This is a genomic window from Streptomyces sp. NPDC048507 (assembly GCF_043199995.1).
Lineage (GTDB): Bacteria > Actinomycetota > Actinomycetes > Streptomycetales > Streptomycetaceae > Streptomyces.
This window is the reverse complement of the sequence record NZ_JBICWZ010000006.1, coordinates 357,309-377,793: the sequence shown is the minus strand read 5'-3', so window position 1 is coordinate 377,793 and position 20,485 is coordinate 357,309. Positions and strand designations below refer to the sequence as shown.

Here is a 20,485-nt window from a genome sequence, read left to right as displayed (position 1 = left end):
ACATGCCCGGTCGGATGTGGGCGCATGCGGGGGCGGTCGAGGCGTGTGGGTGGCACATGGCCGGAAGTCAACGTCCCATGCGCCCCGCGCCGACCACGATCCGGGCGAGTTCCTCGTGGCAGACGTCGCTGTGCGCCCCCGACGGCGGCCCTCCGCGCCGCACCACGGAACCCGCGTCCACACTGACGCAGCCCGCCTCCGGCAGCCCCTCGCGCAGGGCCGCCTCCAGGCTCAGCCGCGGCGCTCCCGGCACGGCCTGCAGCCCGTCGTGCCCGATCGCGCCCCAGCGCTCGTCGAAACCCAGCAGTCCGGCCGAATCGCCCGCCATCCGGGAGGCCAGCGGATAGAACACCCCGAGGGCGCTGTCGTGGGAGGAGTGGCAGGCCACCACCGGCCCGGCCACCTTGTGCTGGAGCCCGCGCAGGGCCCCGCCGCGACGTGCGTCGTGGGGGAGGCGGTCGCTGAAGGCGTAGTGCGAGAAGGCGCCCTGCAAGAGCGTCAGGGACTTCAGGTGACGGGCGCCGTCGGGCGCGGCGCGCAGCGCGAAGGACACCACCCGCGCCCCGAAGCTGTGGCCGATCAGATGGACGCGCAGGGCCGGGCGCCGGGCGGCCAGGTCCGTCAGCACCGGCCCGAGCCCGCGCTCGCCGACGACCCCGGCCCGTTTCTTCATCTCGTAGTACGTTGCCTGGCGCAACAGCTCCTTCGCGCCGCTCCACAGGGCGCGCGATCCGTCCGGGGGCGCGAAGGCCGGCGCGGCGGAGCCCTGCGGCCCCGACCGGGCGAGGGCGTCGGCGAGGGTCCGGCAGACCTCCAGGACGTCCCGTGCGAAGAGGGCCGGCACGTCGGGTGCGCCGCCGTCGGGGGCGGCCCCGGTCCCGGCGGTCGCTGCCATCGCGTCGGCCCGGTCGACCTGGAGGAGTTCCCGTACGAGCGCCCCGAACTCGGCGAAGGCCGCCGCCGACTCCGGCCGTCCGTCCAGGAGTGCGGCGACCCGGGCGAGCTCCGCGTCCCGGCCGGGCCAGAACGCGCCGAGCGCGAGGCGGGTGGCCGGGTCCAGCGCCACCTCGGCGGTGGCGGCCGCAGCGGCGGCGGGCGGGTCGAAGTCGGGTATCGGCTCGTCGGAGAAGCGGATCGAGGGCCAGACCACCCCCACGTACCCGAGCCGCACCCCGGAGCCGACCAGGCCGGGAAAGGGGGCGAAGAAGCGGTCGAACAGCCGGGTCGCGGTGGTCCGGTCGCTGTTCCACCCGTGCGCGAACACCAGCAGGTCGGTGGCGTCGATCCGGGCCACGGCCGCCCGCGTCGCCGGGTCCACGTCCCCCTGGACGTCGAAGGTCAGCTCCCGGTACGGAGCCACCCCCACCGCCGGGACGGCCGCCGCGGCCGGACCGGCCGGAGGCCCGAAGGCGGCCTTGAAGCCCATCCCGGCTCCCACACCGGTCCCGGTCCCGACGATTGCTCCGGCCCCGCACCCGGCCCCGAACCCGGCCCCGAACCCGGCCCCGAACCCGGCCCCGAACCCGGCTCCGCCCACGGCTCCGTTGTCCGCCATGACGACCTCCCCCTCCGCGCCTCCGGTGCAAGGCAGCATCCCGCTGCCGGCGCCCTGCGGCCAGCCCCGCGGCAGCACCGGACCGGGTCTGTCCGGCTCCGGGGTCAGCGGTAGAGCAGGTACTGCTCCCGGACCGCCGCGAACCGGGCCAGCCCCGCCGCCCAGTCCCCGGCGATCTCCTCCACCCCCGCGCCCGCGTCCACCATCGTGCGGACCCGGTCCGAGCCGGTCAGCCGGTCGATCCAGTGGTCCGGCCGCCAGGCGAACCCGCTCCACGCCCGCCGCGCCGTGACCAGCAGCCCGATGCCCGTGCGGACCGGGTCGAAGGACTCGCGGTCGTGCACGATCAGCCGGAGGCCGCCGCAGGTCTTCCCCGAGTGCTTGGAGGAGGAGGGGGTGAACCAGGCCTCCCGGAACCAGACCCCGGGCAGCCCCAGCCCGTCGGCCGCCTCCGCCCACCGCCGGTCCATGCCCTCCGCGCCGAGGACCTCGAAGGGCGTGGTCGTGCCCCGCCCCTCCGACAGGCTGGTGCCCTCGAACAGGCAGGTCCCGGCGTAGGCGAGGGCGGTGTCCGGGGTGGGCACGTTGGGACTCGGCGGCACCCACGGCAGCCCCGTCTCCCCGAAGAAGGACCCGCGCCGCCAGCCCGTCATCGCCACCGTCCGCAGCCGCGCCGGACGCGCCTTCAGGAACTCCCCGTTGAACAGCAGGGCCAGTTCGGCGGCCGTCATCCCGTGGGCCAGCGCGATCGGCTCCCGGCCGACGAAGCTCGCGTACGGACGCTCCAGGACCGGCCCGGCCGCCCGCCGGCCGCCCACCGGGTTGGGCCGGTCCAGCACCACCACCGCCTTGCCGGCGAGGGCGGCCGCGCGCATGCAGTCGTACAGGGTCCAGACGTAGGTGTAGAAGCGGGCCCCGACGTCCTGGATGTCGAAGACGACCGTGTCGACGCCCGCCGTCGTGAAGAGGTCCGCGAGCCGCTGTCCGCTCGTGCCGTACGTGTCGTACACGGGCAGCCCCGTGGCCGGATCCCGGCCGGAGCCCTCCGAACCGCCCGCCTGCGCCGTCCCGCGGAACCCGTGCTCCGGCCCGAACACCGCGACCAGGTCCACCCGGGGGTCGGCGTGCAGTACGTCGACCAGGTGGCGGGCGTCGGCGGTGATGCCCGTGGGGTTGGTGACGACCCCCACGCGCTGGCCGGCCAGTTCCGCGTACCCGTCGGCGGCGAGCCGCTCGAAGCCCGTCCGCACCCGGCCCGCCGCGGCCGCCGCGGGCACCGTCGCGGCCCCCACGGCTCCGCCGGCCCCCACGGCCCCCGCCAGTCCCAGCACCCCGCGTCGTGACAGCGTCATCCGGACACGCTAGGGCCCGCACCCCTTCCGCCCTGACATACCGACTGGTTAGTCTGCCCGGGATCCGGCAGTCGGCGGCGAAAGGTGATCCCCGTGAGCGCGTACCAGGACCAGCGAGTCGTCGTCACCGGCGCGGGCGGCGGGATCGGCGCCGCCCTGGCCCGCCGCTTCGCCGCCGAAGGGGCCACCGTCGTCGTCAACGACCTCGACGCGGCCAAGGCGGCCGCCGTCGCGGGCGAGATCGGCGCCCGGGCCGTCGCGGTCCCCGGCGACGCCGGGGCGGTCGTCGCGCGGGCCCGCGAGGCCCTCGGCGGCGGCGTCGACGTCTACTGCGCCAACGCCGGACTCGCCTCCGGCGGGGACGCGTTCGCGGACGAGGACGTCTGGGCGGCGGCCTGGGACACCAACGTGATGGCCCACGTGCGCGCCGCCCGGGCCCTGCTGCCCGACTGGCTGGAGCGGGGCGGGGGCCGGTTCGTGTCCACCGTCTCCGCCGCCGGACTGCTGACCATGATCGGAGCCGCGCCGTACAGTGTCAGCAAGCACGGTGCCCTCGCCTTCGCGGAATGGCTCTCGCTGACCTACCGCCACCGGGGCGTCCAGGTCCACGCCATCTGCCCGCAGGGCGTGCGCACCGACATGCTGACCGCCGCGGGCTCGGCGGGCGAGCTCGTGCTGGCGCCGACCGCGATCGAGCCGGACGCGGTGGCGGAAGCACTGTTCGACGGCATGGAGAAGGGCCGGTTCTTGATCCTCCCGCACCCCGAGGTGGCGGACTACTACGCCGCCCGCGCAGGCGACCCCGACCGGTGGCTGGGCAACATGAACCGCCTCCAGCAGAAATGGGAGTCCCCGTGACCGACCCGGCGCGGTCCCGCTATGCCGCGCGGCCGTGGCTCGGCCTGCTGAGTCCGGCTCAGCTCGCCCCGGTCAGCCCGCCGCCCACGGTGCTGCACGCCTTCCGGGCCGCCGTCGCCCGGGCTCCGCGGCACCCGGCCCTCGCCTATTTCGACGGCCGGACCGGCTACGCCGAGGCCGACGCGCTCTCCGACTCGCTCGCCGGACACCTCGCCGCGCGCGGGGTGCGGCGGGGCGACCGGGTCGCCGTCATGCTCCAGAACACCCCGCACTTCGTGCTCGCCGTGCTGGCCGCCTGGAAGGCCGGGGCCGTGGTCGTCCCGCTGAACCCGATGTACAAGTCCGCCGAGACCGGCCACGCCCTGCGCGACAGCGGTGCGGCCGTGCTCGTCTGTGAGGACACGGCCTGGACGGGGTACCTGAGCGCGTGCGTCCCGGACACCGGGGTGCACACCGTGCTCACGGCCGACCCCCGCGACTTCCAGACCCGCGACGACCCCCGCGTCCTGCCCCCGCGCGCACCCGCACCGCCCTCACCCGCCGCCGCGCGGGGTGGGCTGCGGCCGGCCGATCTTGCCTTCGTGGCCCGTCGGGGCCACCCCGCGCCGCCCGATCCGCTCCTCACCGCCGACGACCTCGCCCTCATCAGCTACACCTCCGGCACCTCCGGCACCCCCAAGGGCGCCATGAACCCGCACGGCGCCCTCACCTACAACGCCACCCGCCAGGTCACCGGCCACCCCGTGCCGCCGGGCGCCGGCTACTTCGCCCTCGCCCCGCTCTTCCACATCACCGGCATGGTCTGCGAGCTCGCCGCCTCCTTCACCAACGCGGGCACCCTCGTCCTCGCGCACCGCTTCGACGCGGGCACCGTCCTGGACGCCTTCCTCGAACACCGCCCCGCCTACACCATCGGACCGGCCACCGCCTTCACGGCCCTCACCGCCCACCCCGCCGCCACCCCCGCGCACTTCGCCTCCTTCCGGGTGGTCTCCTCCGGCGGCGCCCCGCTGCCGCCCGCCCTGGTGGCGCGCCTGCGGGACGACTTCGGCTGCCACCTGCGCAACGGCTACGGCCTCACCGAGACCACCGCCGCCTGCGCCTCGGTCCCCGCGCACCTCGAAGCCCCCGTCGACCCCGCCTCCGGCACCCTGTCGGTCGGTGTCCCCGGCGCGCAGACCCTCGTACGGATCCTCGACGAGCGGGGCGCCGAGCTGCCCTTCGGCGAGCACGGCGAGATCGCCGTCCGCGGCCCCCAGGTCGTCCCCGGCTACTGGGGCCGCCCCGAGGAGAGCGCCGAGGCCCTCCCCGGCGGCGAACTGCGCACCGGCGACGTCGGCTTCATGGACGCGGACGGCTGGCTCTACGTCGTCGACCGGAAGAAGGACATGATCAACGCCTCCGGATTCAAGGTCTGGCCGCGCGAGGTGGAGGACGTCCTGCACGCGCACCCGGCGGTCCGCGACGCGGCCGTCGTCGGCGTGCCCGACGCCTACCGGGGCGAGAGCGTGAAGGCGTACGTCAGCCTGCGCCCCGGCGCCGCCGTCGGACCGGCCGAGCTGTCCGCGTACTGCGCCGAGCGGCTGGCCGCGTACAAGTACCCGCGCGAGGTGGAGATCCTGCCTGTCCTTCCCCGGACCACCAGTGGCAAGATCCTGCGACGGGAACTGCGCGACCGAGGCTGAAAATCGTCGGACGGTCGTACAGCGCGGGAATGTGATGCATCAGGAGAGGAAGGCGGGCACCATGGGCGCCAGCACCACCGAGGGACCCGAGGGCGTGGACCGGGAGACCCCGGTGCCGCAGCGGCTGCTGGCGGTCGCCACCAGGCTGTTCGCCGAGCGCGGCTACGACCGCACCTCCGTCCAGGAGATCGTCGAGGCGGCCGGCGTGACCAAGGGCGCGCTGTACCACTACTTCGGTTCCAAGGACGACCTGCTGCACGAGGTGTACGCGCGGATGCTGCGGCTCCAGCAGCAGCGGCTCGACGCGGTGGCCGGATCCGACGCCCCCGTCGAGGAGCGGCTGCGGGACGCCGCCGCCGACGTGGTGGTCACCACGATCGAGAACCTCGACGACGCGATGATCTTCTTCCGGTCGATGCACCAGCTGAGCCCGGAGAAGTACGCGCAGGTGCGGGCGGAGCGGCGGCGCTACCACGAGCGGTTCCGGGCCCTGGTCGAAGAGGGGCAGAAGAACGGGGTGTTCGCCCGGGCCACCCCCGCTGACCTGGTGGTCGACTTCTACTTCGGCTCCGTGCACCACCTGTCGACCTGGTACCGCACGGACGGTCCGCTCACCCCGCACCAGGTGGCCGACCACCTCGCCGACCTGCTGCTGCGCTCGCTGCGCCCGTAGCGGCCCGTGCCGTCCGCGGCCGCCCGGGGCGCGGGAGCGACGGGTAGTCGTTGTAGCCCTCGGCGCCCCCGACGTGCATCAGGAACTCCGGACGGAGCGCGTTGAGGGGCGCTCCCGCGCGCAGGCGTTCCACGAAGTCGGGGTTGGCGACGAAGCCCCGCCCCAGGGCGATCAGGTCGGCGCCCGATGCCAGCAGGCGTTCGCCCCCGGCCTTGCCGCCGTCGGCCGCCACCTCCTCGCGGGAGAGGGCGGGGTTGGCGATCAGCGTGCCCGGCCAGAGCGTGCGGATCCGCGCGTAGAGGGCGTCGTCGGGGTCGGCGTGCACCTGGTGCAGGTAGACCGGCGCCGGCTCGGCGAGCGCTTCGGCCAGGGCGGGGTAGAGCTCCGCGGTGCCGCCCTCCTCGATGCCGTTGACGTCCGCTCCGGGGGAGATCCGGACGCCGACCCGGTCGCGGCCGACGGCCGCCACGACGGCCCGGACCACCTCGACGGTGAAGCGGATCCGCCGCTCGACGGAGCCGCCCCAGGCGTCGGTGCGCAGGTTGGTGTTGCGCGAGAGGAACTGGTGCAGCAGATGGCCGTTGGCGGAGTGCACCTCCACCCCGGCGAATCCGGCGGCGACGGCGTTGCGGGCGGCGCTCGCGAAGTCGGCGATCGTGGCGTCGATGTCCGCCGCCGTCATCGCGCGGGGCGTGACCCCGTCGCGCGGCCCGCCCGGCGTGTGCAGCCGCTCCGGGAAGCGGACGGCCGACGGGGCGAGCGGTACGTGGCCGCTGGTGTCGGGGTGGCCGACCCGCCCGGCGTGCTGGAGCTGGAGGAACATCCGCCCTCCGGCGGCGCCCACCGCCCCGGTGACCCGGCGCCAGCCCGCGACCTGCTGCGGGGTGTGGATGCCGGGGATGTGCGGGTAGCTCTGGCCGACGGCGTTCGGCGTGGTGCCCTCGGCGATGATCAGCCCGGCCGAGGCGCGCTGCGCGTAGTGGGTGACCATCAGCTCGCCGGGCACCCCGTCGGCCCCGGCGCGGTTGCGCGTCAGCGGCGCCATCACCAGACGGCTGGGGAGGGCGAGACCGCCGAGACGGGCGGGTTCGAAGAGGCGGGAAGAAGGGGCGGGGGCCTGCGTCGGCTGCGTCATGCCGGTACCGTAAAACCTGACACCGGTGTGAGGTTCAAGGGCGGCGGCGGGGGAGCGGGGCATGCGGATCGGCGAGCTGGCACGACGCACCGGGGTGGGCGCGCGCTCCCTGCGCTACTACGAGGAGCAGGGGCTGCTGGCCTCCGACCGGACGCCCGGCGGCCACCGGGACTTCCCCGAGCGGGCCGTCGACCGGGTCATCCGGATCCAGGAGCTCTACGCGGCCGGCCTGCACAGCGCCAGGATCGCGCGGATCCTGCCCTGCATGCGGGACGAGGACGGCGGCCCGTCAGTCCGCGCCACTCCGGCGCTGGTGGCCGAACTGAGCGAGGAGCGGGAGCGGATCGACCGGATGATCGGTGAGCTGGTCCGCTCCCGCGAGGTGCTGGACGAGGTCATCGGCGCGGCGTCCGGCCTCCTCGCGTCCGCACCGCGCCCGGCCTGACCCCGTACGGGCCTCAGCCCAGCGGGAGGACCTTGCGGCCCCAGGTCTCCTCGGCCACCCCGGCGAAGGAGACGTACCAGGCGATGCCCGCGCACAGCAGGCCGAGGCAGCCGCCGGTGCGGCCGAGCCCGGTGACCTGGGTGAGGTCGCCGAGGGCGAGGAAGAGGAAGGTCAGGGCCAGGACGGTGAACAGGGCCCGGTGCGCCAGGTCCAGCTTCAGGGCAGCGACGGCCATGTACGCGGTGAAGACGAACCAGGCGATCAGGAACCAGCCGGTGGCCACGTGCGCCTGCCCGGCCGGCAGGGTCGGGACGACGAACTTCACGTAGCCGGCGAAGGACATCCAGAACGCGCCGTACGAGACGAACGCGGTGGTGCCGAAGGTGTTGCCGCGGCGGAACTCCAGCACGCCCGCGACGAACTGGGCGACGCCGCCGTAGAAGAGGGCCAGGGGCAGCACCACGGCGCTGAGGGCGGCGTTCGCGATCAGGCCCGAGTTGAAGAGGCTGAGCACGAAGGTGGTCAGCGCGAAGGCGGCGAGACCGAGCGGTCCGGGGTTGGCCAGGCGCGGTGCCGGTGCCGGTGCCGTGGCCGGGGTGGGCGCCAGGGCCTGCGGGGCCTGCTGGGCCTGCGGGGCCGTGGCGGGGACGGCCGGGGTCAGGGTGGGGCTGGGCATGACGATATGCACCTTCGGTGGGGGGATGTACCGAATATAGCCCACCGGAAGGTCCCCCTCCGCCCCCTCCGGCCGGGACTCCGGGGGGCGAAGGTCCCCTCCGCCTCCGCCGCCCGGAGTCCCGCCCGGACGCGACGGCGTCCGGACGCCGGTCCGGCCCGTCCTTCCGCCGCACCCCTGGCGGGGGCGGGCGGGAGGACGGGCCGGACCGCTCCGTCGGGTGTCCCGCTACGGGGCCACCTTCAGCAGCTTGTTCGCGGTGCCCGCCGACGGGTTGGTCACCGCTCCCGCCGTCGCCGCCGCGGTCAGGGCCGTGGCGGTCTGCGCCGGGGTCGAGGACGGGTGCCCGCCGAGGTAGACGGCCGCGGCTCCCGCGACGTGCGGGGTGGCCATGGAGGTGCCGGAGATGGTCTTCGTACCGCTGTCGCTGTCGTTCCAGTCCGAGGTGATGTCGGAGCCCGGCGCGTACAGGTCCACCACGGAACCGAAGTTGGAGAACGAGGACTGGGCGTCGTCGATGGTGCTCGACGCCACCGTGATGGCCTCGGGAACCCGGGCCGGGGAGCCCTGCCCGGCATCGGCCGACTCGTTGCCCGCCGCGACGGCGAACGTGATGCCCGAGGCCACGGCCCGGCGCACGGCCTCGTCGAGCGCCTCGTCCGCGCCCCCGCCGAGGCTCATGTTGGCCACCGAGGGCCCGGAGTGGTGCTCGGTCACCCAGTCGATGCCGGCGACGACCTGCTCGGTGGTGCCCGAGCCGTTGTCGTCCAGCACCCGCACGGCGACCAGCTTCGCCTTCTTGGCGACCCCGTGGGCGGTGCCCGCGATGGTCCCGGCGACGTGCGTGCCGTGGCCGTTGCCGTCGTCGGCGCTGTCGTCGTTGTCCACGGCGTCGAAGCCGCTCGTGGCGCGGCCGCCGAAGTCCTCGTGGGTCACGCGTATGCCGGTGTCGATGACGTACGCCGTCACCCCTTCACCCGCCCCGTCCGGGTAGACGTACTTCTTGTCCCCCTCCTTCGCGGTCTGGTCGATGCGGTCGAGCCCCCATGACGGGGGGTTGGGCTGGGTGGCCTTGGTGGAGAACTTCTTGTTCTGCACGACCTTGCCGACGGCCGGGTCGGCGGCGAGCCGCTTGGCCTCGGTCTCGCTCAGCCCCGAGGCCGAGAAGCCGTTGACCCGAGAGCCGTAGGTGCGTTGCAGTTCGCCTCCGTACTTGTCGGCGAGCTTCTGCTTGTCGGCCGATCCGTCGAGGATGACGACGTAACTGCCGTCGATCGCGCCGGGTGCGCCCAGTCCGTAGACGGTGCCTTCGGCCGGTGCCGCCGCTCCCGCGAAGGGGGTGGCGAGCAGGGTCACGGCGGCCGCGGTGGCGGCTCCCGTGACGACTGCCGCGTACCGGAAACCGCGCGAGCGCTTGTGAGTTGCCATGTGGAGGGATCTCCTCGTGGTGACGTGTGGGGCGTCGGACCTTCTGGAGAACCCTGTTCCGATTGACAGGAGCAAATCAAGATCACCCCTGCCTTCCGGCGTTATTCAACAACGTTTCTTAAAAAGCCCCCCGCATCGCCTTCACCGTGCACACACGTTCCACCGAACTCCCGCACGAATGCCCCACGTTCAGCCCCGCCCGGTGTACGGCCGCAGCTCCCGGCGCGCCAGCGAGCGCTGGTGCACCTCGTCCGGACCGTCCGCCAGCCGCAGCGTCCGCGCGGCCGCCCACAGTTCGGCCAGCGGGAAGTCCTGGCTCACCCCGCCGGCGCCGTGCAGCTGCACCGCCCGGTCCAGGATCTCCACGACCGCGCGCGGAGTCGCGATCTTGATGGCCTGGATCTCGGTGTGCGCGCCCCGGTTCCCGGCCGTGTCCATCAGCCAGGCGGTCTTCAGCACCAGCAGCCGCAGCTGCTCGATGGTGACCCTGGCGTCGGCGATCCAGCCCTGCACCACCCCCTGCGCGGCCAGCTCCTTGCCGAAGGCCGTACGTCCCACCGCGCGCCGGCACATCAGCTCCACGGCCCGCTCCGCCATGCCGATCAGCCGCATGCAGTGGTGGATCCGGCCCGGTCCGAGCCGCGCCTGGGCGATGGCGAAGCCGCTGCCCTCGGCGCCGATCAGGTTCGCCGCCGGGACCCGCGCCCCGTCGAAGACGACCTCGGCGTGCCCGCCGTGGTCGTGGTCGGCGTACCCGTACACCGTCATGGCCCGGCGGACCTCGACGCCCGGAGCGTCGCGGGGGACCAGGACCATCGACTGCTGGCGGCGCGGATCGGCGCCCCGCGGGTCCGTCTTCCCCATCACGATGAAGACCTTGCAGTCCGGGTTCATCGCCCCGGAGATGTACCACTTGCGGCCGGTCACCACGTACTCGTCACCGACGCGCTCGATCCGCGTCTCGATGTTCGTCGCGTCCGAGGAGGCGACCTCGGGCTCGGTCATCGCGAAGGCCGAACGGATCTCGCCGGCCAGCAGTGGCTCCAGCCACTGCTTCTTCTGCCCCTCGTCACCGAACTGGGCCAGCAGCTCCATGTTCCCGGTGTCCGGGGCCGCGCAGTTGGTCGCCATCGGTGCCAGGTGCGGGCTGCGGCCCGTGATCTCGGCGAGCGGGGCGTACTGGAGGTTGGTCAGCCCGGCCCCGTACTCCGCGTCGGGCAGGAAGAGGTTCCACAGGCCCTGACGGCGCGCCTCGGCCTTCAGTTCACCGAAGACGGCCGGGGTGTCCCAGGGCGAGGCCAGCCGCGCGCGCTGCTCGGCGGCGAGGGCTTCCGCCGGGTAGACGTACTCCTCCATGAACGCGAGCAGCCGCGCGCGGAGTTCCTCGGTACGGGAGTCGAATGCGAAGTCCATGGGTGCTGCTCAGCCTTCCTGGAGGGTGGTCAGACCGTGCTCGATGAAGACCGGGACCAGCTCACCGATCCGGTCGAAGCCCGCGCCGACCGTCTGCCCGAGCGTGAAGCGGTAGTGGATGCCTTCGAGGATCACCGCGAGCTTGAACCACGCGAAGGCCGTGTACCAGGCGATGGCACCGGTGTCCCGGCCGGAACGGGCGGCGTAGCGCTCGATCAGCTCGGCCGGCTCCGGATGCCCCGGCGCCCGGCTCGTCGTACTGACCGGGGAGTCGGCCAGCCCCAGGTCGGAGCTGTACATCACGAGCAGCCCGAGATCGGTGAGCGGATCGCCCAGCGTGGACATCTCCCAGTCCAGCACCGCCCGGATCGAGTCGTCCGGCCCGCCGATCAGTACGTTGTCCAGCCGGAAGTCCCCGTGCACCACCGTCGGCGCGGGGGAGGCGGGCAGCGCCCGGCCGAGCGCGGCGTGCAGCTCGTCGATCCCGGCCAGCTCCCGGCCCCGGGAGGCCGCGAGCTGCTTGCCCCAGCGGCGCAGCTGCCGGTCGAGGAAGCCCTCGGGGCGGCCGAAGTCGCCCAGCCCGACCGCCGCCGGGTCCACGGCGTGCAGGTCCACCAGGGTGTCCACCAGGGCGAGCACCGCCCGCCGGGTCCGCCCGGGACCGATCCCCGCCAGCTGGGCGGCGCTGCGGTACGGGACCCCGTCCACGAACTCCATGACGTAGAACGGGGCCCCCAGCACCCCCTCGTCCTCGCACAGCAGCAGCGGCCCGGGCACCGGCACGGCCGTCCCGTGCAGCGCGGCGATCACCCGGTGCTCGCGCCGCATGTCGTGCGCGGTGGCCAGGACGTGGCCCAGCGGCGGGCGGCGCACCACCCAGCGGGCGGCCCCGTCGGTGACCGCGTACGTCAGGTTCGAGCGGCCCCCTTCGATCAGCCGGCCGCTCAGCGGGCCGGTCACCAGCCCGGGGCGCGCGGCGTCGAGATGGCCGCGCAGCCGCTCCAGGTCCAGGCCGCGCGGGCTCGGGGAGCCTGCCGGGGCTGCGGTCATGGTGCGCACCTCCGTACGGAGTCGACGGTGAGGGGTGGAACGGATCGTCCCGGGACATCATGCCGACCAGTCGGTATGCCGTCCAGGGGGCGGGCCGGGGAACTCCCGCGGCCCGCCCCGCCCGGGGCCCTCGCCCCGGTCACGGGCGGTCCCGCGTCAGGCGTGACACAGGATGGGCGTGCCCCCGTTCATCACCGTCATGTCCCGCAGCACGGCCATGATGTCCAGCGGGGCCCCCTCCGGTTCCCCGGCCAGCTCCGCGTACGCCCGGTGCACGTTCGCCACCAGCCGCTCGCTCTCCCGCCACGCGGCGAACTCCCCGAGGTCCGCGCCCTGCGCCGTCTCCAGCGGGGTCAGCCCCTTGTCCCGGCCCTCCCGGGCCAGTTCGGCCACGAACCGCAGGTACCGCCCGGTGGCCTCGTACGCCGACGGGTCGGTCAGCGGGCCGTGACCCGGTACGACGGTCTCCGCGTCCAGGGTGGCCAGCAGCTCCAGCGCCCGCAGCGAACCGGACAGCGAGCCCATCGCGAGGAAGGGCGTCCCGCCGGCGAAGACCAGGTCCCCGGTGAAGACGACGCGCTGCCCGGGCAGCCACACGACCGCGTCCCCGGTGGTGTGCGCCACGCCCGGGTGGATCACCCGCACCTCGGTCCCGCCCACGTGCAGGGTCAGCCGCTCGCTGAAGGTCAGGTCGGGGGCGGTGATCGCTATCGCGCCGAAGTCGGTGGCGGGCCAGATCAGTTCGAGCTGGTGCCCGGCGGCGAGCTGCTCGGCGCGCGCGTTGTCGTGCCCGATGATCAGGGCCTCGGGGGCGAACACCCCGTTGCCGTAGGTGTGGTCGCCGTGGTGGTGGGTGTTCACGACGGTCCGCGGGAACGGCGCCCCCGCTGCCCGGACCGCCTCGCGCAGGGCCAGCGCCCGGCGTTCGGTGGCGGCGGTGTCGACGAGCAGGGTCTGTCCGCCGTCGCTGACGAACCCCGCGTTGTTGAGGCACCAGCCCCCGTCCGGCTGGACGTAGGCGTACACCCCGCTCGCGGGCTGGACGACGTACGGTGCGTCGACGGTCATGGTGCTCTCCCCGGGTCGCTGTGACGGTGACCGAAATCCTGTCAGCAGGGCCGGTGTCCGGGGAGAGCGGGGGTGTGGGGCGGCCGGGGCGCGTCAGTGGCCGTCAGCGGCCGTCAGTGGTCGTCGTAGTGGCCGTCGTGCTCGGCGTGCCGGTGCCCGTCGTGGACGTAGTCGACGTGGTCCCCGTGCGGAACGGACTCGTGCCCGCAGTCCGGGCCGTGCGCGTGCCCGTGGTCCGCGTGGGCGGTGTGGCCGGTGCTCTCGCACTCGTCCCAGTGCCCGGAGTGCTCCCGGTGCAGGTGGCCGTCGTGCGCGTAGTCGACGTGGTCGCCGTGCGGGACCGCCCGGTGGCCGCAGGAGGGGCCGTGGACGTGCGCGTGCGTGGGGTGCTCGTGGTGCAGGGTCGTCATGGCGCCGAGGCTAGTGGGCATCGCCCCGCAACACCCGTTGTGTCCCCCTTCGTGTCGCGCGCCCCGCGAAGGTCACCAGATCAGCGTCATCGCGAACAGCGCCAGCGCCACCGTGCACAGCACCGCGCCGACCGCCGCGCGTGGTGCGAGACCGGGCGGCCGGGCCGCCGCGAGCTGGCGCATCCGCAGGTGCGCCACCCCCAGGAACGCCAGCCAGATCAGCGCGATCACGGCGGTCCCGCCCACCTGCACCGGGGATCCCGAGCCGCGCAGCGCCTGCCGCAGCGCCAGGACGACCGCCACCGAGCAGGCCAGCGTCGTACGCCGCCACGCCAGCCGGGTCCGTTCCGGCTGCAGCCCCGCGTCGCGGACCGCCCCCGTACCGGGGCCGCTCACCGGCCGGACGTCCAGCCGAACAGCACGACGACCACCATGGCCGCCGCGACCAGGCCGACGCCCAGGCTCAGCACCACCGGGAACCGCGACAGCGGCAGGTCCTCGCCGCGCCGCATCGCCCGCTCGCAGCGAACCCAGTGGTTGACGGCCCGCAGCGCGCAGGCCGCGCCGACCGCCAGCAGGGCGAGGGCCATCCCGACCCGTACGCCCCACCGCAGGTCGGGCAGGAACTGGTCGACCGCGAACCCGCCCCCGACCAGCGCGAGCGCGGTCCGGATCCAGGCGAGGAAGGTCCGCTCGTTGGCCAGGGAGAAGCGGTAGTCCGGGGTGTCGCCCTCGTCCCGCAGCCGCTTCGGCGCGAACCAGAGGCGCACGTCTTTGGCGAAGTCGATCATCCGGCCAATCTACGGGCAGCGCTCCCGCGGACCCGGCAGCGGCCCGGCGCCTCGCCCCCCGCCCGGCGCCTCGCCCCCCGCCCGGCGCCTCGCCCCCCGCCCGGCGCCTCGCCCCCCGCCCGGTGCCTCGGCCCCCCGGCCCCTCAGCCCCCCCGGGCCGCCGCCCGCCCCGGCGCCGTCAGCCGCCGCCCGGCCGGAAGGCCGTCAGCCGCCGGTACGCCTCCAGGCCGTCCGGCACCCACGGCCACTCCCCGTCCGCGACCCGCCGCTCCAGCTCCCGCGGCGTCAGCCAGGTGTGCCAGTCCACCTCCGAGGCCTGCGGAGCCACCGGCAGGTCGCACCGCACCCGGTGCACGTACGACCACCAGGCGCCGCCCGGACCCTCGTACAGGAACTTGAACAGCGGCTCCGGCGGCTCCAGCCCGCTCACCCCCAGCTCCTCCTCGGCCTCCCGCAGCGCGGCCCCCGCGTAGTCCTCGCCCGCGCCCACCACCCCGCCCACGAACATGTCGTAGTACGCGGGGAACACCAGCTTCGACGCGGTCCGGCGGTGCACGAAGACCCGCCCCCGCGCGTCCGCGGCCAGCACGAACACGCACCGGTGGATCAGCCCCCGGGCGTACACCTCGCCCCGCGGGGCCCGTCCGGTGACCCGGTCGTCCCGGTCCACGACGTCCAGCACTTCATCAGCGGCACTCACGGAATCCATCCAACCACCGCTGTTGACTGGTTACCGCTCCGTAGCAAAGGATCTGCCCCACCACCGACCGGAGGACGGGCAACGCATGACGTACGACGCTGACGTGATCGTGATCGGAGCGGGCCTCGCCGGGCTCGTCGCCACCGCCGAGCTCGTCGACGCGGGCCGCAAGGTGATCCTCCTCGACCAGGAGCCCGAGCAGTCCATCGGCGGCCAGGCGCACTGGTCCTTCGGCGGGCTGTTCTTCGTCGATTCGCCCGAGCAGCGCCGGATGCGCATCAAGGACAGCCGTGACCTGGCCCTCCAGGACTGGGCGGGCACCGCAGGCTTCGACCGCAGCGAGGACGCCTGGCCGCGCCGCTGGGCCGAGGCGTACGTGGACTTCGCCGCGGGGGAGAAGCGGCCCTGGCTGCACGCCCGGGGGGTGCGCTTCTTCCCGGTGGTCGGCTGGGCGGAGCGCGGCGGCTACGGCGCGAACGGGCACGGCAACTCCGTCCCGCGCTTCCACATCACCTGGGGGACCGGCCCCGGCCTGGTCGCCCCCTTCGAACGCCGGGTCCGCGCCGGGGTGGCCCGGGGCCTGGTCCGGCTCGCCTTCCGGCACCGGGTCACCGGCCTGTCGGCCACCGCCGGCACGGTGGACACCGTCACCGGGGAGGTACTGGCCCCCTCGGACGCCGTACGGGGCTGTGCCAGCGGCCGCGAGGTGAGCGGAGCCTTCAGCCTGCGGGCCCAGGCGGTGATCGTCACCAGCGGCGGCATCGGCGGCAACCACGACCTCGTGCGCGCACAGTGGCCCGAGCGGCTCGGCACCCCGCCCGAGCGGCTGCTCTCCGGTGTCCCGGCACACGTGGACGGCCTGATGCTCGGCATCACGGAGGCCGCGGGAGCCAGCCACATCAACAAGGACCGCATGTGGCACTACACCGAGGGCATCGAGAACTGGAGCCCCATCTGGGCCCGGCACGGCATCCGGATCCTGCCCGGCCCGTCCTCGCTCTGGCTCGACGCGACCGGCAAGCGGCTCCCCGTACCGCTCTTCCCGGGGTTCGACACGCTCGGCACCCTCGACCACATCATGAAGACCGGCCACGACCACACCTGGTTCGTGCTCAACCAGCGCATCATCGGCAAGGAGTTCGGACTCTCCGGCTCCGAGCAGAACCCCGACCTGACGGGGAAGTCGGTGCGCGACGTCATCGACCGGGCGCGCCAGGCCGTCCCCGGTCCGGTCAAGGCCTTCATGGACCGGGGGGCCGACTTCATCGTCGAACGCGACGTGTCCGCGATGGTCCGCCGGATGAACGAGCTCACCAAGGAGAACCTCCTGGACGAGGCCGCCGTCCGGGCCGAGATCGTCGCCCGCGACCGGGAGATCGCCAACCCGTTCTCCAAGGACGCCCAGGTGACGGCGATCCACGGGGCGCGCAGGTACCTGGGCGACAGGCTGATCCGCACCGCCGCCCCGCACCGCATCCTGGACCCCGCCGCGGGCCCGCTGATCGCGGTCCGGCTCTCGATCCTGACGCGCAAGTCCCTGGGCGGTCTGGAGACCGACCTGTCCTCGCGGGTCCTGACCCCGGCGGGCGAACCGCTCCCCGGCGTCTACGCGGCCGGCGAGGCGGCGGGCTTCGGCGGCGGGGGCGTCCACGGCTACCGGGCGCTGGAGGGCACCTTCCTGGGCGGCTGCATCTTCTCGGGCCGCGCGGCGGGCCGCGCGGCCGCGAAGGCCGTGTCCTAGGCCGCCGGCGCGGGCCCCTCGGCGGCGTCCGGCGCGGCCCCCGTGCCGGTGTCCCGGCCGGGACCCGTGCCGGTGTCCGGCGCCGGGTTCCGCAGCAGCCGGAAGCGCTCGGTGACCACCAGGGTGTCGTCGTCGAGGGTGAACGGGGGCGCTTTTGGCCCCGCGAGCCGTTCCACGTCGCGCCAGAACCCCTCGTGCGAGGCGCGCCATTCGGCCACCGACGCGTACCCCTCCCCCTCGTCGAGGGCGTGCGGCAGGCCGACGTCGGCCAGCCGCACGACGTTCACCTCCGTCACTTCCAGGACAGCCAGCGGCCGTTCGGCGGAATCCACCAGCACCGAGCGCGCACCCGGCTCGGGCAGTGGCTCGCCCTCCCGCTCGTACTCCGCCAGGAGTCCCGTCGTCGTGGTCTTCGCCCCGCTCAGTACCGCCGCCACCAGCCGGTCGCGCAGCTCTCCGGGGAAGCCCAGCAGGAAGGGCGGAAGTCCGCCGTGCGTCGTCATGGGGACAGCCTACGGAGCCGGGCCGGCGGGGGGCGCCCGGCCCCGAACCGTCACAACCGCGCCAACTCGGCCACCGAAACGATGAGTTGAAACCCGCCACGCGCCGGGCTGGACCTTGACGCGGAGCTGTGCGTACCGGTTTGCTGTGCGTGATCATCCGGAACGCTCACCGGCAAGATCAAGCCGCAGCACCGCAACGACCGGCAACAAAGGCAACATCCCTAGCACGCGCATCACCGGCACCACCGGCACCACCGGCATCACCGTCCCCGTCGGCATCCCGTGCGCGCCCCCGCGCACGCCGCCCACCCGCGCCCGCGTCCTGGAGGGAAACCCGCGGATGTCCCCGCCTCCGCCGCCCCTCGGCCGCGCCCGCAAGCGGGACGCCCAGCTCTTCGACCCCGCCCTGTGCGACACCGAACTGGTTGCGGTGCGCACCCAGTTCACCCAGGGCCGGTGGTCCAAGGCCCGTACTCTGCTGGTCGGCACCGGGGACGACTGGGACCGCCGCGGCCACCGCCTCGTCGTCCTCGCCGAAACCCCGGCCGCCACCGCCTGGGCCGGTGAATGGCTGCTCGCCGAACCCGGCAGCGCCGACGCCGTGACCCTCCTCGCCTGCGCGGCCGTCTTCACCGCCCTGCGCGGCAAGGGCACCCCCGAGGCGGCCGACGGGGCCTGCCGACGCGCCGCCGCGCTGTTCCCGGCCGACCCCACCCCCTGGCTCGGCCTGCTGATGCTCTCCCGCGCCTTCGGCACGGAGGAGGAGTTCAGCCGTCACTTCGACCAGGTCCGGGCCCGGCACCGGGAGCACCACCACGCCCACCACCTGATGGTCGCCAAGCTCGCCGAGCGCACCCCGGCCGCCGGGCACGACCCGCTCCACGAGGTCTACGACTTCGCCGCCTGGGCCGCCGAGGAGTCCCCGGCCGACTCCCCGCTCGCCGTCCTGCCCGTCATCGCCCACGCCGAGCGCTACCGGGTGCTCGCCGCCGCCCAGGGCCGCGCCACCCCCGAGGGCGCCGCCGAACACTGGACGGGCCGCCGCGCCCGCCAGGTGCTGCGCTCCGCCTTCGACTGGTGGCTGGAGTGGGAGCGCGAGGACCACCCGCGCAACCGGGTCGACCTCAACTTCCTCGCCCACGCCAAGCTCTGCGAAGGGCGCCCCGCGGAGGCCGCCGCCCTCTTCCACCGCATCGGCAGCCACGCCACCCGCGCCCCCTGGTCCTATCCCGACCGGGACCCGCACAAGGCCTTCCTCGCCGCGCGCAGTGCCGCGCTCGGCACCGCCTGACCCCCCGGCCGGCCCCCCGGCCGGCCACCCCCCGAAAGGACCCCGCCATGCCCACGGGCAGATCCACCACGCTCCCGGCCGAGCCCGAGATCCGCACGTACAAGGGCCAGGACCGCGCCCTGCGCGCCGACCGGCTCGGCACCGCCGGACTGCTGCTCTCCGTACTCGCCGCGAGCGCGCCCCTGATGGTCGTCGCGGGTGTCATGCCCACGATCTTCGGGGTCATGGGCATCGTCGGCCAGCCGCTGCTCTTCGTGATCCTCGGCATCGTCCTCGCCCTGTTCGGCATCGGGTACGCCGAGATGAGCCGGCACGTCCACAACGCCGGCGCCTTCTACGCGTACATCGCGCGCGGCCTCGGGCCCACCGCCGGCGCCTCCGCCTCCCTCGTCGCCCTCGTCGCCTACAGCGCCATGCAGGTCGGCGTGTACGGCATCCTCGGCTTCGAGATATCCGGCCTCTTCGCCACCTACCTCGACGTGCGCGTCGCCTGGTGGATCCCGGCCCTGATCGCGGTCGCCGCCACCGGCGCGCTCGGCTGGCTCAAGATCGACCTCAACGCCAAGGTGCTCGGCGTCCTGCTGCTGATCGAATGCGCCCTCGTCGTCGTCTTCGACGCCGCCGCGCTCGGCAAGCCCGGTCCCGAGGGCCTCTCGCTGACCGCCTTCGACCCCGGCACCCTCTCCGGCGCCGGCCTCGGCACCGCCCTGTGCTTCTGCATCGCCGCCTTCGTGGGCTTCGAGCAGTCCCCGGTCTACGCCGAGGAGACCAGCAAGCCGCACATCGTCGTCTCCCGCGTGATGTTCCTCGCGGTCGGCTTCGTCGCCCTGTTCTTCGCCCTGAGCGCCTGGGCCCTTACCGTCGCCACCGGCCCCGCCGACGTCGTCAAGGCCTCCACGGACGCCGGTCCCGGCCTGCTCTTCGTGCTCACCGAGAGCCGCTTGGGCGCCGCGTTCACCGACGTCCTGCACGTGCTCTTCGTCACGGGCATGTTCGCGGCGATGCTGAGCTTCCACAACGTCGTCGCCCGCTACGCCTTCGCCATGGGCCGCGAGGGCCTGCTCCCCGCCCGCTTCGGCCGCACCAACCCCGGCACGGGCGCGCCCGCCACCGGCTCGCTGCTGCAGACCGTCGTGGCCGCCGTCGTGGTCATCGTCTTCGCGCTCACCGACGACCTGCCGGCCGGCGATCCCACGGCGCCCGTCCTGCACCTGTTCACCTGGATGGGCAGCGTCGGCGCCCTCGGCGTGACCGTGCTGATGGCCGCGTCCTCCGTCGCCGTCATCGCGTTCTTCGTCCGCCGCGGCACGGCCGGCGCGCAGACCTGGCGGCTGGTCGCCGCGGGTCTGTCCGGGCTCGCGCTCGTCGTCATCGCCGTCTACACCGTGCGCGACTTCGGCGTGCTCGTGGCCGCCGAGGAGGGCTCCGCGCTGAGCTGGGTGCTGCCCGCGATCATCGCCCTCGCCGCCGTGGGCGGGCTCGTGCACGGGCTGCTGCTCAAGCGGCGCCGCCCGGAGGCGCACGCCCGGATCGGGCTGGGCAACGAGGCCTTCCGCCTCGACCAGGCGGCGGAGACCGCCCCGCTCGACTGAGGCCCCCGGCCTCGCTTTCGTGCCCCCAGGAGGCCCCTCGCGACCGTTTCCATGGTCGCGGGGGGCCTTCGCGCGCATGGGGCCGATTTTGGCGGGCAGCGGAGGCTCATGGTCTATTG

General features: G+C 74.3%; 20 protein-coding genes. 7 read left to right on the top strand and 13 right to left on the bottom strand.

The window, feature by feature from the left end; translation table 11 throughout:
- Positions 1-67: 67 nt before the first annotated feature.
- Both ACGFXC_RS19710 and ACGFXC_RS19705 read right to left on the bottom strand, forming a co-directional pair.
- Positions 68-1,555 carry a serine-threonine protein kinase gene (locus tag ACGFXC_RS19710; protein WP_393714405.1) on the bottom strand — a complete coding sequence of 496 codons (1,488 nt, stop codon included), beginning with the start codon at positions 1,553-1,555 and terminating at the stop codon, positions 68-70.
- 104 nt (positions 1,556-1,659) lie between these two features.
- Complete coding sequence (locus tag ACGFXC_RS19705) at positions 1,660-2,907, bottom strand: exo-beta-N-acetylmuramidase NamZ domain-containing protein (RefSeq protein WP_393714403.1); 1,248 nt, start codon at positions 2,905-2,907, stop codon at positions 1,660-1,662.
- An 84-nt stretch (positions 2,908-2,991) separates the two neighbouring features.
- On the opposite strand from ACGFXC_RS19705, the gene ACGFXC_RS19700 reads away from it, so the two are divergent.
- The 3 genes from ACGFXC_RS19700 to ACGFXC_RS19690 all read left to right on the top strand — a co-directional run bounded on the left by ACGFXC_RS19700 (position 2,992) and on the right by ACGFXC_RS19690 (position 6,123).
- Positions 2,992-3,765 (top strand): SDR family oxidoreductase, encoded by a 774-nt coding sequence (locus ACGFXC_RS19700; protein ID WP_393714401.1) that lies wholly within the window; start codon positions 2,992-2,994, stop codon positions 3,763-3,765.
- Complete coding sequence (locus ACGFXC_RS19695; RefSeq protein ID WP_393714399.1) at positions 3,750-5,450, top strand: class I adenylate-forming enzyme family protein; 1,701 nt, start codon at positions 3,750-3,752, stop codon at positions 5,448-5,450. The genes ACGFXC_RS19700 and ACGFXC_RS19695 overlap by 16 nt, the downstream gene beginning before the upstream one ends.
- 61 nt (positions 5,451-5,511) lie before the next feature.
- A complete protein-coding gene (locus ACGFXC_RS19690) occupies positions 5,512-6,123 on the top strand; it encodes a TetR/AcrR family transcriptional regulator (protein ID WP_393714397.1) in 612 nt (203 codons plus the stop codon).
- On the opposite strand, the gene ACGFXC_RS19685 is transcribed toward ACGFXC_RS19690, so the two are convergent.
- Positions 6,062-7,258, bottom strand: coding sequence for an alkene reductase (locus ACGFXC_RS19685; protein WP_393714395.1), 1,197 nt, complete (start codon positions 7,256-7,258; stop codon positions 6,062-6,064). The two genes, ACGFXC_RS19690 and ACGFXC_RS19685, sit on opposite strands and share 62 nt — an antisense overlap.
- 61 nt (positions 7,259-7,319) lie before the next feature.
- On the opposite strand from ACGFXC_RS19685, the gene ACGFXC_RS19680 reads away from it, so the two are divergent.
- On the top strand, positions 7,320-7,703 hold the full coding sequence (locus ACGFXC_RS19680; RefSeq protein ID WP_393714393.1) for a MerR family transcriptional regulator: 384 nt from the start codon (positions 7,320-7,322) through the stop codon (positions 7,701-7,703).
- A gap of 13 nt (positions 7,704-7,716) precedes the next feature.
- Here ACGFXC_RS19680 and ACGFXC_RS19675 read toward each other — a convergent pair whose 3' ends face one another.
- The 9 genes from ACGFXC_RS19675 to ACGFXC_RS19635 all read right to left on the bottom strand — a co-directional run bounded on the left by ACGFXC_RS19675 (position 7,717) and on the right by ACGFXC_RS19635 (position 15,239).
- Positions 7,717-8,379 (bottom strand): acetate uptake transporter, encoded by a 663-nt coding sequence (locus ACGFXC_RS19675; RefSeq protein ID WP_393714391.1) that lies wholly within the window; start codon positions 8,377-8,379, stop codon positions 7,717-7,719.
- A 228-nt stretch (positions 8,380-8,607) separates the two neighbouring features.
- Positions 8,608-9,807, bottom strand: coding sequence for a S8 family serine peptidase (locus ACGFXC_RS19670; RefSeq protein ID WP_393714389.1), 1,200 nt, complete (start codon positions 9,805-9,807; stop codon positions 8,608-8,610).
- A gap of 189 nt (positions 9,808-9,996) precedes the next feature.
- Complete coding sequence (locus tag ACGFXC_RS19665; protein WP_393714387.1) at positions 9,997-11,220, bottom strand: acyl-CoA dehydrogenase family protein; 1,224 nt, start codon at positions 11,218-11,220, stop codon at positions 9,997-9,999.
- Positions 11,221-11,229: 9 nt separating this feature from the next.
- Complete coding sequence (locus tag ACGFXC_RS19660; RefSeq protein ID WP_393714385.1) at positions 11,230-12,270, bottom strand: phosphotransferase family protein; 1,041 nt, start codon at positions 12,268-12,270, stop codon at positions 11,230-11,232.
- Positions 12,271-12,426: 156 nt separating this feature from the next.
- Complete coding sequence (locus ACGFXC_RS19655) at positions 12,427-13,338, bottom strand: MBL fold metallo-hydrolase (protein ID WP_393714383.1); 912 nt, start codon at positions 13,336-13,338, stop codon at positions 12,427-12,429.
- Between the two features lie 113 nt (positions 13,339-13,451).
- Positions 13,452-13,748 (bottom strand): hypothetical protein, encoded by a 297-nt coding sequence (locus ACGFXC_RS19650; RefSeq protein ID WP_393714381.1) that lies wholly within the window; start codon positions 13,746-13,748, stop codon positions 13,452-13,454.
- 72 nt (positions 13,749-13,820) lie between these two features.
- On the bottom strand, positions 13,821-14,144 hold the full coding sequence (locus ACGFXC_RS19645) for a DUF202 domain-containing protein (protein ID WP_393714379.1): 324 nt from the start codon (positions 14,142-14,144) through the stop codon (positions 13,821-13,823).
- Positions 14,141-14,539, bottom strand: coding sequence for a YidH family protein (locus tag ACGFXC_RS19640; protein WP_393714377.1), 399 nt, complete (start codon positions 14,537-14,539; stop codon positions 14,141-14,143). The genes ACGFXC_RS19645 and ACGFXC_RS19640 overlap by 4 nt, the downstream gene beginning before the upstream one ends.
- Before the next feature lie 178 nt (positions 14,540-14,717).
- Entirely contained in the window at positions 14,718-15,239 is a 522-nt protein-coding gene (locus ACGFXC_RS19635) for an NUDIX hydrolase (RefSeq protein ID WP_393714375.1), read from the bottom strand.
- A gap of 85 nt (positions 15,240-15,324) precedes the next feature.
- On the opposite strand from ACGFXC_RS19635, the gene ACGFXC_RS19630 reads away from it, so the two are divergent.
- Positions 15,325-16,980 (top strand): FAD-binding dehydrogenase, encoded by a 1,656-nt coding sequence (locus ACGFXC_RS19630; protein WP_393714373.1) that lies wholly within the window; start codon positions 15,325-15,327, stop codon positions 16,978-16,980.
- Here ACGFXC_RS19630 and ACGFXC_RS19625 read toward each other — a convergent pair.
- Positions 16,977-17,483, bottom strand: a complete 507-nt coding sequence (locus tag ACGFXC_RS19625) for an ASCH domain-containing protein (protein ID WP_393714372.1) — start codon at positions 17,481-17,483, stop codon at positions 16,977-16,979. The two genes, ACGFXC_RS19630 and ACGFXC_RS19625, sit on opposite strands and share 4 nt — an antisense overlap.
- Before the next feature lie 340 nt (positions 17,484-17,823).
- Between ACGFXC_RS19625 and ACGFXC_RS19620 the strand changes: the two genes are divergently transcribed.
- Positions 17,824-18,774 (top strand): hypothetical protein, encoded by a 951-nt coding sequence (locus ACGFXC_RS19620; protein ID WP_393714370.1) that lies wholly within the window; start codon positions 17,824-17,826, stop codon positions 18,772-18,774.
- Between the two features lie 47 nt (positions 18,775-18,821).
- A complete protein-coding gene (locus ACGFXC_RS19615) occupies positions 18,822-20,366 on the top strand; it encodes an APC family permease (RefSeq protein WP_393714368.1) in 1,545 nt (514 codons plus the stop codon).
- Positions 20,367-20,485 lie beyond the last annotated feature (119 nt).